Genomic DNA, 16743 nt, shown 5'->3' with positions numbered 1-16743 from the left:
CGGTCCATGCGAGTGGCGCGCCCCGCTCATACGTTCTAGAGCTCGCCCTTGCGGGTCAGCTGGTTGAAGCAGATCCAGCCGGGAAGCACCGGCAGCCACAGCGTCATCACGCGGTACAGGAGCACGGCCGGTGCGGCGACCTCCTTCGGCAGGCCCACCGCGATCAGACCCAGGGTCAGCGCGCCCTCGACCGCGCCCATGCCGCCCGGGGTCGGCGCCGCCGATCCGAGGGCGTTGCCCGCGAGGAAGACCACCGCGATGCTGGCGTAGCTGAGCTGGGGGACGTCGGGCCCGCTGAACGCGCGGATCGAGGCGTCCAGGCAGAGCACGAACAGCCCGGTCAGCAGCAGCATGCCGCCGATGCCCGTGACCAGCTTCTGCGGCCGCTGCACGACGTCGAGCATGCGCGGCACGACGCCGGCGAACAGCGACCGCACCCGGGTGACGACGAACTTCCGCAGGAACGGGATCGCGGTCACCACCAGCACGAGCACCGCCACCGTGAGCAGGCCCGCGATCACGGTCCTCGACGGGGTGAGCGAATCCGGGGTCTTCTCCGTGCCCGTCAGGTATCCGAAGAGGGCGAGCAGGAGGATGTGGCAGCCGAGGCCGAACAGCTGGGACGCGCCCACGCTCGCGACGGCGAGTCCCGGGCGCACCCCGGCGCGTTGCAGGAAGCGCGTGTTCAGCGCCACACCGCCGACCGCCGCCGGCGCCACGATCTTCACGAACGATCCGGCCACCTGCGCCAGCACGGTCTTCCCGAAGGGAACCCGTTCGGGCACGAACCCGAGCAGGCTCATCGCCGCGGCGATGTAGCTCAGGGCCGAGAAGCCCAGCGCCGCGGCCACCCAGCCCCACTCCGCCTGCTCCACGACCGTGCCGAAGTCGGCCTCGGTGACCTGTGAGATCAGGAAGTACGCGGCGATGGAACCCGCGATGAAGCTGAAGAGGGTGCGCGGCTTGATGCGCTCCAGCCGGACCGGCTCCACCGGGGCCTGCGGCCTGATCAGCAGCACCTGACGGCGGATCTGGGCCAGCATGTCCTCCTCGCGGGCCTCTTCCAGGGCATCGTCTATCGCCCGCTTCTCGGCCTGCTTCTCCGTCCGCAGCGACTTGCGTACGGCCTTGCGGTCGCCGGCCGCCGGGACGTCCTGCTCCTCGGCCTTGTCCTGCTTCGCCGCCTGAGAGGCCTCCAGCACCGCTTCCCGTTCGCGCTGCGAGCGCTCCCGGGCGAGCCTGCGCAGCGTCGCCCGGGTGGAACGGCTCAGCGCGATCGGCTGGAGCAGCGGCAGGCAGTCGGCGACGGCGTCCGGGCCGAGCACGGCGAGCGCCCCGGCCACGGCCCGTTCGGCGCCGACCCGCAGGCCGGTGGTGGTGAGCAGCTGGGCGACGTCCATGCGGAGGATCAGGTCTCCGGCCGCGATCTCCCCGCCCCGCAGGTCGGTGACGAACACCGTGCCGTCGGGATCCACCAGGATGGCGTCGCCCGTGAGCCTGCGGTGCGCGATCCGCCGCGACTGGAGCGCCCGCACCTGCCGCCACGCGCCCCGCACCAGGTCGTCGGTGATCTCCTCGTCCTCCAGCGCGTCCAGCGAGCGGCCGCCGATGTGCTCGTAGACGAGCATCACGGCGTCCGGTCCGAGCTCGGAGGTGGCGATCAGCTTGGGCGCGTTGGCCCCGGCGGCGATCGCCGCGTACGCGAGGAGCGCCTCCTGCTCCAGGGCCTGGCGGAGTGACTGGATGGAGCGGCGCTGGGTGATGCTGCGCAGGGTGAGCCTGCGCCACACGCGGTAGAAGAAGCCCTGGGCCTGCTGTTCACGGTCGACGACCGTCACGTCCAGCGGTGGCCCGTCCTCCAGCGTGACCAGATAGCGGCGGCCCCGGTCGCTCTGGTCGATGTTGTCGGGGGCGTCCTCGGTGCGCATCGCGGCCACCGGGCGGAAGCCGACGTGACGCAGACCGGCCATCAGGTGCTGGCCGGTCGGGCGGACGTTCGGCGAACCGACCGCGTACAGCGTGCCGTACGCCACGGTCCAGCCGATCAGCACGGTGAGGACGATCGAGAACGGTGTGGTGTAGCCGCCGACGAGCATCGCGAAGGCGTCCAGGAGCAGCACCACCCACAGCACGACCCGCCAGCGCGGTCTCCTCGCCATCCCGACCGCCGTCATGTAGGCGATGACGGGTGCGAGATACCCGTGCACGGGATCGGTGAGCGCGTCCCCCGGCTGGGGCTGGGTCAGCGCCTCCCGGATCGTCCCGGGGGCCGACCTGGCCACCCAGAGATCGGTGGCCAGGGTCACCCCGTGGGCGAGCACAGCGGCGAGCACGCCGTCCGCGATCCGCAGCCCGTCGCGCTTGACCAGGCGCTCGATCGCGAAGGCGACCGGCACGAGGAGCACGGCGATGCTGGACACCAGGCCCGCGAGCTTGATCAGCAGATCGGGGGCCTGGTCGGTGCCCTTGGAGATGTCGTCCTCGAGGCCCGTGGTGGTCCCCTGGGCGAAGGCGGCCACGGAGAAGAGCAGGGCGATCGCGAGGACCCCGACGAGGAGCCGCAGAAGATCGGAGGGGCGGTGCACACGGGCCGGCAGCAGCGGCTCGTCGCCCGAGACGCGGTCGCTCAGCGCGGCTTCGGACGAGGCGAGCGTGGAACCCGCCGGACGGCCCCTCGACGGCCGGGGGGTCTCCTCGGCGTCCTGTGTGCCCGGGGCGCCGGGCGTGTCCGGCGTGTCCGGGGCGCCGGGTGCGTCGGGCGCTTCCGGGCGCGGCTCCGCGTCAGAGGCGTCCGCCGCCTTCGGTGGCTGCACGCCCTGCTCCTTAGCCTCTGATGAATCTTCGTGTTCTCGTATCACCGGTCACCGCCCGCATGATGGTGGCACGGCCTGCAGACAGAGGGGGGCATCAGGGTGCATTGCGCGGGCGCGATGCGCAACATACGCTCCCTCGCCCACGCCCGCACGGAGTGTGACCGGTTCGACACCGGCGGGGGCCGGTTGTCGGTGGCGTACGGCAGGATGGGACGGATGAGCCAAGACCGGACGAGCGGTGACCGGACCGGTGCCGCGCCCGCGAGCCCCGAGACCGCCGAGCTGCCCGAGTACGCCGAGCGCGTCCTGGATGTGGCGGACCTCATCCCACCCGGCCGTGTCATGACCTACGGGGACGTCGCGGAGTGGCTCGGGGACGGCGGGCCGCGGCAGGTCGGCCGGGTGATGGCCCTGTACGGCTCCGCGGTGCCCTGGTGGCGCGTGGTGCGGTCCGACGGGGTGCTGCTGCCGGGCCACGAACTGCGGGCGCTCGGCCACTACCGCGAGGAGGGCACACCGCTGCGCGGGGCACCGCGCGAAGCGGAGGGGCACGTTCCGCGGCTCGACATGAAGCGCGCCCGATGGGACGGCGTGACCGGAGGAACGGGCGAGGAAGCTCACACCTGACAGCTTCCGCCATCGTGCCCCGCCGGGACGGGCGACGGGCCGGTGACCGGGAGGCACGGCCGCCCGCCGGACCGGGACGCACGGCCCGTCGGACCGGGGTGAGGGGGCCGTCGGACCGGACGAGGGGGCCTCGTGTGACGCGGGACGCGGTCCGCGCGTGGTCCACCGTCCGCTGTCCGCCCCTTTGCTGGCGTAGCGTCGTCCCCACGCGGGGACCCCGTCCCGAGCCGACCGGGCCGCCCCGGCACCGCCCCTCGCACCCGGGCGGCCGTCACCACCAGGCCATCCCCCGGGCAGGCCCCGTACACCCACCAGACCGTCCCCCGCGCAGACCCCGTACACCCACCAGGACCGGCGATCCACGTGAGCTCCTCATCCACCACCCGGAACAGCCCGCACCGTGAGACACGGCGGCGGGCCCCGGGCGCGTACCGGCTGGTGCGCACCCCGCCGGGCTCCGTGGAACCCCCGCTCCTGGACGCCCCGCAGCGCGCGGTGGCCGACCACCGGGACGGCCCGCTGCTGGTTCTCGCAGGACCGGGCACCGGCAAGACCACGACCCTGGTCGAGGCGGTCGCACGGCACGTGGCCCGCGGGACCGATCCCGCCCGCATCCTCGTGCTCACCTTCAGCCGCAAGGCGGCGGTCGAGCTGCGGGACAGGATGGCCGCCCGGCTCGGCGGGACGAGGGGCCCGCAGGCCACCACCTTCCACTCCTACTGCTACGCCCTGGTCCGCGCCCACCAGGACGCCGATCTCTTCGCCGATCCGCTGCGCCTCCTCTCCGGCCCCGAACAGGACGTCACCGTCCGCGAGCTGCTTGCCGGCCAGCTGGGGCTGGAACGGTCCGGACTCGGCAACGTCCGCTGGCCCGACGAACTGCGGGCCTGCCTGACCACCCGGGGCTTCGCCGACGAGGTGCGCGCGGTGCTGGCCCGCAGCCGTGAGCTGGGCCTCGGCCCGGACGCGCTGGCCGCCTTCGCCCGCCGCACCGGCCGCCCGGACTGGAGCGCCGCGGCCGAGTTCCTCGCCGAGTACCTGGACGTCCTGGACGCCCAAGGCGTCCTGGACTACGCGGAGCTGGTCCACCGCGCGGTCCTGCTCGCCGAACGGCCGGAGGTGGCCGCGGAGCTGGCCCGGAGCTACGACCTGGTACTCGTCGACGAGTACCAGGACACGGACCCCGCGCAGGTGCGGCTGCTGCACGCGCTGGCAGGGAACCGGGGGAGTGCCGCGCCCGGCACCGGCGGCGGCCGGACCCTGATCGCCTTCGGTGATCCCGACCAGTCGATCTACGCCTTCCGGGGCGCCGACGTGAACGGCATCCTCGACTTCCCCGACACCTTCCGCCGGGCCGACGGCGCCCCCGCCCCGGTCGGCGTCCTCACCACGTCACGCCGCTCCGGCGTGAAACTGCTGGAGGCCACCCGGCTGCTCACCCGCAGGATGCCTCTCACCCGCCTGCCCTCGGACAAGGTCCGCGCCCACCGGGAGCTGTCCGCCGTGCGCGGCGGCGGCCGGGTCGAGGCGTACACCTATCCGACGCCCTCCACCGAGCTGGACAACATCGCCGATCTGCTCCGGCGCGCGCACCTGGAGGAGGGCGTGCCCTGGCGGGACATGGCGGTCCTCGTGCGCGCCGGCGGTCGTTCGATCCCCGCCGTGCGCCGGGCGCTCACCTCCGCCGGCGTGCCTCTGGAGGTCGACGGCGACGACCTCCCGCTGCGCCACGAGCCGGCGGTCGCCCCGCTCCTGACCGCGCTGCGCACCGTCGCCACGGCGGCGCTGCACCCTGCCGGACCCGGTGACGGGGAGGAGGACGGATCCGCCGGCCAGGAGGACGGTGACGGGGAGGACGGGGACGGCGACCAGGAGGACGGGGACGGCGAGGGGAGCGAGGGGGCGGCGTCCGGCGCGCTCGACACCGAGACCGCCCTGGCCCTCCTCACCTCACCCCTGGGCTCCATGGACGCCGCCGACCTGCGCCGTCTCGGACGCGCCCTGCGCGACGAGGAGCGGGCCGCCGGGAACCGCGTACCGCCGCCGTCCGGGGAACTCCTGGCCAGGGCACTCTCCGAGCCGGAGCGACTGGTCACGCACGACCCGGCGTACGCCCGCGGGGCGCAGCGGCTCGGCGCGCTCCTGCGCAAGGCCCGCGAGCTCCTCCAGGGCGGCGGCACCGCGGAGGAGGCCCTCTGGACCCTGTGGAACGGCACCCCCTGGCCCGGCCGGCTGGAGCGGGCGGCGCTCCGCGGCGGTGCGGGCGGCCGGAACGCCGACCGGGACCTCGACGCCGTGTGCGCCCTCTTCGACACCGCCGCGCGGGCCGAGGAGCGCACCGGGGGACGCGGCGCGCTCAACTTCCTGGAGGAGGTCGACGCCCAGGACATCGCCGCCGACACCCTGTCCCGCCGGGCCGTGCGCCCCGACGCCGTACGCCTGATGACCGCGCACCGCTCCAAGGGGCTGGAATGGGGCCTGGTGGTCGTCGCCGGGGTGCAGGAGGGGCTCTGGCCCGACCTGCGCCGCCGGGGATCGCTCCTGGAGGCGGACCGGATCGGGCACGACGGGCTGGCCGAACCCCTCACCCCGGGGGCGCTCCTGGCCGAGGAGCGCCGCCTCTTCTACGTCGCCGCGACCCGGGCCCGTGACCGTCTCGTCGTCACCGCCGTCAAGGCACCGGCCGACGACGGCGACCAGCCCTCACGCTTCCTCGCCGAGCTCGGCACCGAGCCCCGGGACGTGACCGGGCGCCCCCGCCGCCCGCTCGCGGTGGCCTCGCTCGTGGCCGAGCTCCGGGCGACGACCGTCGACCCCGCCGCGTCGGACGCCCTGCGCGACGCGGCCGCCCGCAGGCTCGCCCGGCTCGCGGCGCTCACCGACGACGAGGGGCAGCCGCTGGTGCCGGCGGCCCACCCGTACCGCTGGTGGGGGCTGGACGAACCGACCCGCTCCGAGATCCCGCTGCGCGACCGGGACCGACCCGTCGCGCTCTCCGGGAGCGCGCTCGACCAGCTCGCCAACACCTGCGCCCTCCAGTGGTTCCTGGGCCGCGAGGTCAAGGCCGACGCCCCGGCGACCGCGGCACAGGGCTTCGGCAACGTCGTCCACGTCCTGGCCGACGAGGTGGCCTCCGGACGTACCGCCGCCGACCTGGACGTCCTGATGGAGCGCCTGGACTCCGTCTGGGACGGCCTGGTCTTCGACGCCCCCTGGAAGTCGCGGCAGGAGAAGGACCAGGCGCGTGCCGCGCTGGAGCGCTTCCTGCGGTGGCACGTCATGGACCGCGCCGGGCGCACCCCCGCCGCCAGCGAGCACGACTTCGACGTCACCCTCGAAGCGGGTGAGTACGCCGTACGCATCCGGGGCTCCATGGACCGGGTCGAGCAGGACGTGGACGGCCGGGCCTACGTCGTCGACTTCAAGACCGGCAAGGGGGCGCCGACCAGGGACGAGGTGGCCGCCCACCCCCAGCTCGCCGTCTACCAGCTGGCCGTCAGGGAAGGCGCCGTCGACGAGGTCTTCGACGGCCGCCGCCCGGAAACGGGGGGCGCGGAACTCGTGCAGCTGCGCCGGCCCGCCCCGCAGAAGGAGGGCGGCGACGCCCTTCCGAAGGTCCAGGCCCAGGAACCGCTCTCCGGGGAGTGGGTCTCCGACCTGCTGGCCACGGCGGCCGGCCGGGTCCTGGACGAACGGTTCACGCCCACGACCGGACAGCACTGCACGCACTGTTCCTTCAAGGCGTCGTGCAGCGCCCGGCCCGAGGGCCGCCAGGTCGTCGAGTGACGGCCGCCGCCCGCCGGTCCCCGGGCGGCGGACCTCCGCGGGACCGCCTTGTCGGTCCGTCCGGTTAGCCTCTGTGGAGTGTCCTCCCGTATCACCGATCCCGAGCAGCTCAAGGAGCTCCTCGGGATCCCCTTCACCCCGGAGCAGACGGCGTGCATCACCGCGCCGCCCGCCCCTCAGGTGATCGTGGCCGGAGCCGGCTCGGGGAAGACCACGGTGATGGCGGCCCGTGTCGTCTGGCTGGTCGGCACCGGACAGGTCGCCCCGGAACAGGTCCTCGGCCTGACGTTCACGAACAAGGCGGCCGGCGAGCTCGCCGAGCGGGTCCGCAAGGCCCTCGTCGCGGCGGGGGTCACCGACCCGGACGTGATCGACCCCGACAACCCGCCGGGCGAGCCCAGCATCTCCACCTACCACGCCTTCGCGGGCAGACTCCTCACCGACCACGGCCTGCGGATCGGTCTCGAACCCACCACCCGCCTCCTCGCCGACGCCACCCGCTACCAGCTGGCCGCCCGGGTGCTGCGTGAGGCACCCGGGCCCTACCCGGCGCTGACCCGGTCCTTCCCCACCCTCGTCAGCGACCTGCTGGCGCTCGACGCGGAGCTCGCCGAACACCTCGTGCGCCCCGAACAGCTCGCGGAGCACGACACCGGCCTGCTCCAGGGCCTGGCGACCGCCCGGCTCACCAACGCCGAGCTGCGCAAGATCCCGGAGACGGCCGGGGCCCGCCGCGAACTCCTCGAACTGACCCGGCGCTACCGCGCCGCCAAGCGCAGCCGCGATCTGCTGGACTTCGGCGACCAGATCGCCCTCTCCGCCGAGCTGGCCCTCACCCGGCCCGAGGTCGGCACCGTTCTCCGCGACGCATTCCGGGTCGTCCTGCTCGACGAGTACCAGGACACCTCCGTGGCCCAGCGGCTGCTCCTGGCCGCCCTCTTCGGAGGGGGAGGCGGGGACGGCACGACGGGGCACGCCGTCACGGCCGTCGGCGACCCCTGCCAGGCGATCTACGGATGGCGCGGAGCCTCCGTGGCCAACCTCGACGACTTCCCCCACCACTTCCCGCACGCCGACGGCACCCCGGCCACCCGCTACTCGCTGAGCGAGAACCGTCGCAGCGGAGGCCGCCTCCTCCACCTCGCCAACGGCCTCGCCGGCCCCCTGCGCGCCATGCACGAGGGGGTCGAGGCGCTGCGCCCCGCACCCGGGGCCGAGCGGGACGGCATGGTCCGCTGCGCCCTCCTGCGCACCCACGCGGAGGAGATCGACTGGCTCGGCGACTCCCTCGCCCACCTCGTGCGGACCGGCACACCGCCCGGGGAGATCGCCGTCCTGTGCCGGACGGCGGGCGACTTCCCCCGTATCCAGGCCGCTCTCGTCGACAGGGACGTCCCGGTCGAGGTCGTCGGCCTGTCCGGCCTGCTGCACCTCCCCGAGGTCGCGGACCTCGTCGCCGTCTGCGAGGTCCTCCAGGACCCCGGCGCCAACGCCTCCCTGGTCCGGCTGCTCACCGGACCGCGCTGGCGGATCGGCCCCCGGGACCTCGCCCTGCTGGGGCGCCGCGCCCGCCTCCTCGTCCACCGCTCCGCCCCCGGCGACGACGACACCGATCCGGACCGGCGCCTGGCCGAAGCCGTCGAGGGCATCGACCCCGCCGAGGTGATCTCGCTCGCCGACGCCCTCGACACCTTCCTGGAGTCGGGCGGGGGCGAGGACGACCAGCTGCCGTTCTCCGCCGAGGCACGCGTCCGGTTCGCCCGCCTCGCCGCAGAGCTCCGTGACCTGCGCCGCGCACTGGCCGACCCGCTCATGGACGTACTGCACCGCGTCCTGGCGACGACCGGCCTCGAAGTGGAACTCTCCGCCTCGCCGCACGCCCTGGCCGCCCGCCGCCGCGAGACCCTCGCCAACTTCCTGGACGTCGCGGCCGGTTTCGCGGCGGTCGACGGGGAGGCGACCCTGCTGGCCTTCCTCGGCTTCCTGCGCACCGCCGCGCAGTACGAGAAGGGGCTGGACAACGCCCTGCCCGGGGGCGAGAACACGGTGAAGGTCCTCACCGCCCACAAGTCCAAGGGGCTGGAGTGGGACGTCGTCGCCGTACCGGGCCTCGTCACCGGCCAGTTCCCCAGCACGCAGTCCCGGGACGCGTGGACCTCGCAGTCCCACGTCCTCCCGCACGCCCTGCGCGGCGACGCGCCCACACTCCCCGTCCTCGGATCCTTCGACGCCAAGGGCCTCAAGGCATTCAAGGAGGAGATGAAGGCGCACCAGCACACCGAGGAGCTCCGCCTCGGCTACGTCACCTTCACCCGCCCCCGCAGCCTCCTCCTCGGCTCGGGCCACTGGTGGGGACCGTCCCAGAAGAAGCCGCGCGGGCCGTCGGCCTTCCTCGACGCCCTGTACGAGCACTGCGCGGCCGGACACGGCGAGATCGAGGTCTGGGAGGAGGCGCCGGGGGAGGACGAGGAGAATCCGGCGCTCCAGGAGCGGGACGCCGACCAGGCCTGGCCGCTCCCGCTTGACGCGACCGCCCTGGCCCGCCGCCGCGCCGCCCGGGACACGGTGCTCGCCCACCTGGAAGCCCTCACGGCCACGCCCGTACCCCCGGTGTACGAGGCGTCCGCGCACACGGGGGAGCTCCGGGACGAGCCGCCGTACGACGAGGAGATCCCGTACGAGGAGGAGCCTCCCTACGGCGAGGAGCCCCCGTACGAGGTGGAGCCGCCCCACGACGAGGCGGACGCTCCCTACGACGACCCGTTCCCGGACGGCGACCCGATGCCGTACGGCGCCCCGGCCCCGGACGCTGAGGGGATCCTCCTGGGCGGTGAGGGGCCCTCCCCGGACGGCAGCCGGTCCGGTCCGCCGTCCCCTGGGCCGGGCCACGAAGGCCCGTCCCCGCGCACATCCCCCGTCCCGCACGTTCCGGCCGCCCGCGCGCCGGCGGACGCGGGCCTCACCCCGGCGGACTCGGGCCTCACCCCGGAGGAGTCCCGCACGCTCGCCTCCTGGGACCGCGACCTCGACGCCCTCGCCGGCGAGCTGCGCCGTGCCCGGGCCACCGTGCACGACGTCGTCGTACCCGCCACCCTGTCCGCCACCCAGCTCCTGCACCTCGCCGACGACCCCGACGGCTTCGCGCGCGAACTGGCCCGCCCCATGCCCCGGCCGCCGCAGCCCGCCGCCCGCCGGGGCACGCGCTTCCACGCCTGGGTCGAATCCCGGTTCGAGGAGCTCCCGCTGCCCATGCTGGGCCCCGAGGAACTCCCCGGCGGGGACGAGAGCGACGCGGACATCGCCGACGAGCGTGACCTCGCCGAGCTCAAGGAGGCCTTCGAACGCACCGCGTACGCCCGGCGCACCCCGTACCGCGTCGAGACCCCGTTCCAGATCACGCTCGGTGGCCGGGTGATCCGCGGCCGGATCGACGCCGTCTACCGCACGGGCGAGACGTACGAGATCGTCGACTGGAAGACCGGCCGGCACCGCGCCGCCGACCCGCTCCAGCTCGCCGTGTACCGGCTCGCCTGGGCCGAACTCCACGGCCTTCCCCCGGAGGCGGTCACCGCGACCTTCCTCTACGTCCGCACGGGCGAGACCTCCCGTCCGGAGAAGCTGCCGGGCCGGGAGGAGCTGGAGAAGCTCCTGCTGGACGAGCCACCTCCGCAGGGCCGATAGGCTCATGAGCATGAGCGACACCCCGGACAGCGCCGTCCGTACGTACACCGAGCAGCACCGCACGGCCTTCCTCGACGACCTGGCCGAGTGGCTGCGCATCCCGTCGGTGTCGGCTCAGCCGGAGCACGCCGGGGACGTACGGCGCAGTGCGCGGTGGCTGTCCGGGAAGCTCGCGGAGACGGGGTTCCCGGTCACGGAGATCTGGGAGACGCCCGGGGCACCCGCGGTCTTCGCCGAGTGGCCCTCGGAGGATCCGGACGCACCCGTCGTCCTCGTCTACGGCCACCACGACGTGCAGCCCGCGGCCCGTGAGGACGGCTGGAGCACCGACCCGTTCGAGCCGGTGATCCGCGACGGCAGGATGTACGGACGCGGCGCGGCCGACGACAAGGGCCAGGTGTTCTTCCACACACTCGGCGTGCGCGCCCACCTCGCCGCGACCGGCCGCACGACCCCCGCGGTGCACCTCAAACTCCTGGTCGAGGGTGAGGAGGAGTCCGGCTCGCCGCACTTCCGCGCACTGGCCGAGGAACGGGCAGCCCGTCTCGCGGCCGACGTCGTGATCGTCTCCGACACCGGCATGTGGGACGAGAACACCCCCACCGTCTGCACCGGCATGCGCGGCCTCGCGGAGTGCGAGATCGAGCTGTTCGGCCCGGACCAGGACCTCCACTCGGGGTCCTTCGGCGGAGCCGTCCCCAACCCCGCGACCGCGCTCGCGCGCCTCGTCGCCGCCCTGCACGACACCGAGGGCAGGGTCACCGTCCCCGGTTTCTACGACGGGGTCGCCGAGCTCACCGCAACCGAACGCGCCCTCTTCGCCCAGCTGCCCTTCGACGAGGACACCTGGCTGCGTACCGCCGCCTCCCACGCCACCGCGGGCGAGGCCGGCTACTCCACCCTGGAGCGGATCTGGGCCCGGCCCACCGCCGAGGTCAACGGCATCGGCGGCGGTTACCAGGGGGCGGGCAGCAAGACCGTCATCCCCTCGTCCGCCCTGGTGAAGCTGAGCTTCCGGCTGGTGGCCGGCCAGGAACCGGAGCGGATCGAGGACGCCGTACGCACCTGGGCCGAGGCCCTGATCCCGGCCGGTGTCCGCCACCGCGTCACCTTCGCCCCCGCGATCCGGCCCTGTCTGACCCCCCTGGACCATCCCGCCCTCCAGGCCGTGGCCCGCGCCATGGGACGTGCCTTCGGGACGAAGGTCCTCTTCACCCGTGAGGGAGGCTCGGGCCCTGCCGCCGACCTGCAGGACGTGCTCGGCGCCCCTGTCCTCTTCCTGGGCACCTCCGTGCCGTCCGACGGCTGGCACGGCCCCGACGAGAAGGTCGAGCTCGACCTCCTCCTCAAGGGCGTGGAGACCGCCGCCCATCTGTGGGGCGAGCTGGCCGACGCACTGCGCTGAATCTCTGAACGCCCGATCCACCCCCGGGGGAGTAGGAAGCACCTGTGAGTACCTTCGACAACGCCACGGACCGTCCCATCGGTTTCACCGCGCCCAGCGGCATCGACCGCGCCGCACACCACCGGCTCGACGAGGCCTGGCTCGCCGCGGCCTGGAGCCACCCCACGACCAGAGTGTTCGTGGTGTCCGGGGGCCAGGCGCTCGTCGACGACACCCCCGACGGCGGCACCGAGCTCGTGATGACCCCCGCCTTCGAGGCACCGGTCACCGAGACCCACCGCTACTTCCTGGGCACCGACGAGGAGGGCGTGCGCTACTTCGCCCTCCAGAAGGACTCGCTGCCGGGCCGCATGGACCAGTCCGCACGGCCCGCCGGACTGCGCGAGGCGGGGCTGCTCCTCGGCCCGCGTGACGCCGGACTGATGGTGCACGCGGTCGCCCTCGAGAACTGGCAGCGGCTGCACCGCTTCTGCTCCCGCTGCGGGGAGCGCACCGTCATCGCCGCAGCCGGCCACATCCGCCGCTGCCCGGCCTGCGGGGCGGAGCACTACCCGCGGACCGACCCCGCGGTGATCATGCTGGTCACCGACGACCAGGACCGCGCGCTGCTGGGCCGCCAGGTGCACTGGCCCGAGGGCCGCTTCTCGACCCTCGCCGGCTTCGTCGAGCCGGGGGAGTCGATCGAGCAGTCCGTGGCCCGAGAGGTCTTCGAGGAGGCCGGGATCACCGTCGGCGAGGTCGAGTACGTCGCCAGCCAGCCCTGGCCGTTCCCGTCCAGCCTCATGCTCGGATTCATGGCGCGTGCCGTGTCCTCGGAGATCACGGTCGACGGCGAGGAGATCGAGGAGGCCCGCTGGTTCTCCCGTGAGGACCTGACGGCCGCCTTCGACTCGGGAGAGGTGCTGCCCCCGTTCGGCGTCTCGATCGCGGCGCGTCTGATCGAGCTCTGGTACGGAAAGCCGCTCCCCAGGCCGGGCACGGTCTCCTGACCGGTCGCACCGTGCCCTGAGCACCGGTCGCGTGTCCTGAGGACCTTTCCTGTGTGCTGAGGAGCGGTCCGGTGTGTTGAGCGCGGTCCCGTGTCCTGAGGCACGGTCCCTGCACGACGAAGGCCCCCGCCTCGGCGGGGGCCTTCGTCGTGCGGAGCATGCCGGTCAGGCGCCGATCTTCTGCTTGACCTGGGCGAGGGAGGGGTTCGTCAGCGTGGAACCGTCAGGGAAGAGCACCGTCGGAACCGTCTGGTTCCCGCCGTTCGCCTTCTCGACGAAAGCGGCCGAATCCGGGTCGTGCTCGATGTTGACCTCGGTGTACGCGATGCCCTCGCGATCCATCTGGCCCTTGAGCCGGCGGCAGTAGCCGCACCACGTGGTGCTGTACATCGTCACAGTGCCCGGCATGTCGTCGGTGCTCCCTTGTCTCGTATGTCCGCTGGTGTGTCCCGGCGGGGGAATTCTCGCCGGAGAGGCGGGACGAGCCCGCCCGCGCACCCTCCCGCATCGAGGGAACGTCCGTGACCCGACCACCATTCCCGGCCCCGCTCCCTGCGGGGCCGACGCCCCTGCCCCACCGGTACGACGAACGGCAGCCCCTGTGGACAACCGCCTCGGCGTCCCCTCGCGACCTGGCAGCATGGCAGGGTGACAGCAGCAACGCGTTCCACCCTCTTCCCTCAGGTCCCCGACTCCGCGGACGCCGTCCTCGACGGCCTCGACCCGGAGCAGCGCGAGGTGGCGCTGGCCCTCGGCGGGCCCGTGTGCGTGCTGGCCGGAGCCGGTACGGGCAAGACGCGGGCGATCACGCACCGCATCGCCTACGGGGTGCGTGCCGGGATCCTCCAGCCGACGACCGTGCTCGCCGTCACCTTCACCAACCGGGCCGCCGGGGAGATGCGGGGAAGGCTCCGCCAGCTCGGCGCCACCGGAGTCCAGGCCAGGACCTTCCACTCCGCGGCCCTGCGCCAGCTCCAGTACTTCTGGCCGAAAGCTGTCGGCGGTGAGCTCCCGCGCCTGGTGGAGCGCAAGGTCCAGCTCGTCGCCGAGGCCGCGGCGCGCTGCGGGATCCGCCTCGACCGCAACGAGCTCCGGGACGCCACCAGCGAGATCGAGTGGGCCAAGGTCACCCAGACGGTGCCCGCCGACTACCCGGCGGCCGTCGCCAAGACCCAGCGGGACGCCCCGCGCGACCCGGCGGAGCTCTCCCAGATCTACGCGATGTACGAGCAGCTGAAGCGCGACCGGTCGGTGATCGACTTCGAGGACGTGCTGCTGCTGACGGTCGGCATCCTCCAGGACCGCCACGACATCGCCGACCATGTGCGTCGCCAGTACCAGCACTTCGTCGTCGACGAGTACCAGGACGTCAGCCCCCTCCAGCAGCGCCTTCTCGATCTCTGGCTGGGCGACCGGGACGACCTCTGCGTCGTCGGGGACGCCGGTCAGACGATCTACTCCTTCACCGGTGCCACCCCCGACCACCTGCTGAACTTCCGCACCCGTCATCCAGGTGCGACGGTGGTCAAGCTGGTACGGGACTACCGCTCCACCCCCCAGGTCGTCCATCTGGCCAACGGCCTGCTGAGCCAGGCCCGGGGCAAGGCGGCCGAGCACCGGCTGGAGCTGGTCTCCCAGCGGGACAAGGGCCCCGAACCTGTCTACACCGAATACCCGGACGAGCCCGCGGAGGCCGAGGGCACCGCCCGGCGGATCCGCGACCTGATCGCCGCCGGAGTCCCCGCCGGTGAGATCGCCGTGCTGTACCGCGTCAACTCCCAGTCCGAGGTCTACGAGCAGGCCCTCGCGGACGCGGGTGTGCCCTACCAGCTGCGCGGAGCCGAACGCTTCTTCGACCGTCCTGAAGTGAGGGAGGCGGGTGTCGCCCTGCGCGGCGCCGCCCGGGCGGGGGGCAACGACTCCCTGCTCGACGGCGCCGACGACCTGCCCGCCGAGGTGCGGGCGGTGCTCTCCACCAAGGGGTGGACCTCCACACCGCCCGCCGGCTCGGGCGCGGTGCGCGACCGCTGGGAGTCCCTCGCCGCGCTGGTGCGACTGGCGGAGGACTTCGAACAGGCCAGGCCCGGCGCGACGCTCTCCGCGCTCGTGGCCGAGCTCGACGAGCGCGCCGCCGCCCAGCACGCGCCCACAGTCCAGGGCGTCACCCTGGCGTCACTGCACTCGGCGAAGGGCCTGGAGTGGGACGCCGCGTTCCTCGTCGGGCTCACCGAGGGCATGATGCCGATCGCCTACGCCAAGACGGACGAGCAGGTCGAGGAGGAGCGCCGTCTGCTGTACGTCGGAGTCACCCGGGCCCGCTTCCACCTCTCGCTGTCCTGGGCCCTCTCCCGGTCGCCCGGTGGCCGGGGGAACCGCAGGGCGACCCGCTTCCTCAACGGGCTGCGGCCCGGATCGGCCGGGCTCGCCGCACGGGGCGGAACCGGAGGCGGCGGCGGCATCGACCGGGGTTCGCGTGCGGGCACGGCTGTCGCCGGCGCGGAGAAGCCCGCCAGGGCCGGGAGGCGGGGGCCGGTGCGGTGCCGCGTCTGCGGCAGGACACTCACCGAGGCCGGTGAGATGAAGCTGATGCGCTGCGAGGACTGCCCCTCCGACATGGACGAAGGGCTGTACGAGCGGCTGCGCGAGTGGCGCGCGGACCGGGCGAAGGAGATCAGCCAGCCCGCCTACTGCGTCTTCACCGACAAGACACTGATGGCCATCGCCGAGGCGGCGCCGGGCAGTGAGGGCGAGCTCGTCGTCATCGCCGGTGTCGGCAACCGGAAGCTGACCAGGTTCGGGGCCGACGTGCTCGACATCTGTGCAGGCCGGACGGTGGGTCAGGAGCCGGAGGAGGGCGACGGCGACGTGTGAGAAAAACTCGTCGAAAAAATAGTTTGCGCGCGCAGCAGTCATCACCATAGGTTCTTAACCACGGGAACAGCGACTTCTCTGAAGCCCTGATTCCGTGCTGTACTTATCCGAATACCGCAGGATCGGCCCCGGCCGGTCCCCCGAGACGCCGAGAGGAGGCGATTGTCCGTGATCAGCATCATCAACACCATCAAAATGACCGATCCGTCGATCGTCTCCACCTGCTCGCTCGGCCTCACCCGCTCTTCCGAGCTCTCGCTCCGTGGCACCGGTGCGTCCGGCGTCTCCCTGGTCAGCCCGCTGTTCCTGGCGAGCCTGCCCGTGCGAGAGCGCAATGAGCGACCGACCGGGGCACCGGAAGCAGCCGTAGTGAAGGGACAGGCCTCGGCCTATGCCTTTGCGGCAGCCGCAGCCGGTGCCGGAGCCAAGAAGCAGACGACGCAGCACCACCACACGATGTGGGCCTTCCGTGGGCCTGAACCCTGGAGTGATCCAGCCTGATCAGCATCAGGCCGGCGCCTTCAGGGCCGCGGAACCCCACTCGGGATCCGCGGCCCTTTTGTTTTGTCCG

General features: G+C 73.3%; 9 protein-coding genes. 7 read left to right on the top strand and 2 right to left on the bottom strand.

The genetic code is table 11. The annotated features are described in order from the left end of the window. Positions 1-35 precede the first annotated feature (35 nt). Positions 36-2813, bottom strand: a complete 2778-nt coding sequence (locus ACFC51_RS02795) for a lysylphosphatidylglycerol synthase domain-containing protein (protein WP_376376965.1) — start codon at positions 2811-2813, stop codon at positions 36-38. A gap of 216 nt (positions 2814-3029) precedes the next feature. On the opposite strand from ACFC51_RS02795, the gene ACFC51_RS02790 reads away from it, so the two are divergent. From ACFC51_RS02790 to nudC, 5 genes are all read left to right on the top strand, one after another. After that, entirely contained in the window at positions 3030-3440 is a 411-nt protein-coding gene (locus ACFC51_RS02790; RefSeq protein ID WP_376526670.1) for an MGMT family protein, read from the top strand. A gap of 363 nt (positions 3441-3803) precedes the next feature. After that, positions 3804-7226: an ATP-dependent helicase gene (locus ACFC51_RS02785; protein WP_376526668.1), complete on the top strand. Its 3423-nt coding sequence runs from the start codon at positions 3804-3806 to the stop codon at positions 7224-7226. Positions 7227-7304: 78 nt separating this feature from the next. Continuing rightward, positions 7305-10907, top strand: a complete 3603-nt coding sequence (locus tag ACFC51_RS02780) for a UvrD-helicase domain-containing protein (protein ID WP_376526665.1) — start codon at positions 7305-7307, stop codon at positions 10905-10907. Between the two features lie 10 nt (positions 10908-10917). Next, a complete protein-coding gene (locus ACFC51_RS02775; protein WP_376376957.1) occupies positions 10918-12312 on the top strand; it encodes a dipeptidase in 1395 nt (464 codons plus the stop codon). A 44-nt stretch (positions 12313-12356) separates the two neighbouring features. Continuing rightward, a complete protein-coding gene (nudC, locus tag ACFC51_RS02770) occupies positions 12357-13301 on the top strand; it encodes an NAD(+) diphosphatase (protein ID WP_376376955.1) in 945 nt (314 codons plus the stop codon). 165 nt (positions 13302-13466) lie between these two features. Here nudC and ACFC51_RS02765 read toward each other — a convergent pair whose 3' ends face one another. Further along, positions 13467-13709, bottom strand: coding sequence for a mycoredoxin (locus ACFC51_RS02765; RefSeq protein ID WP_014154194.1), 243 nt, complete (start codon positions 13707-13709; stop codon positions 13467-13469). 240 nt (positions 13710-13949) lie between these two features. On the opposite strand from ACFC51_RS02765, the gene ACFC51_RS02760 reads away from it, so the two are divergent. Beyond that, the gene (locus ACFC51_RS02760) at positions 13950-16172 is read left to right on the top strand and encodes an ATP-dependent DNA helicase UvrD2 (RefSeq protein ID WP_376526662.1); all 2223 of its coding nucleotides are present in this window, start codon (positions 13950-13952) and stop codon (positions 16170-16172) included. Positions 16173-16340: 168 nt separating this feature from the next. Then, positions 16341-16673 (top strand): hypothetical protein, encoded by a 333-nt coding sequence (locus ACFC51_RS02755; RefSeq protein WP_376376950.1) that lies wholly within the window; start codon positions 16341-16343, stop codon positions 16671-16673. Positions 16674-16743: the final 70 nt, after the last annotated feature.

Origin of the sequence: Streptomyces sp. NPDC055962, assembly GCF_042270185.1 — a bacterium.
Classification (GTDB): domain Bacteria; phylum Actinomycetota; class Actinomycetes; order Streptomycetales; family Streptomycetaceae; genus Streptomyces.
This window is presented reverse-complemented; position numbering and strand designations above follow the sequence as displayed.

Bases quoted from the DNA above. Each gene is read 5' to 3' on its own strand.
- ACFC51_RS02790 (WP_376526670.1), top strand. From the start codon at position 3,030: ATGAGCCAAGACCGGACGAGCGGTGACCGGACCGGTGCCGCGCCCGCG.
- ACFC51_RS02775 (WP_376376957.1), top strand. From the start codon at position 10,918: ATGAGCGACACCCCGGACAGCGCCGTCCGTACGTACACCGAGCAGCAC.
- ACFC51_RS02765 (WP_014154194.1), bottom strand. From the start codon at position 13,709: ATGCCGGGCACTGTGACGATGTACAGCACCACGTGGTGCGGCTACTGC.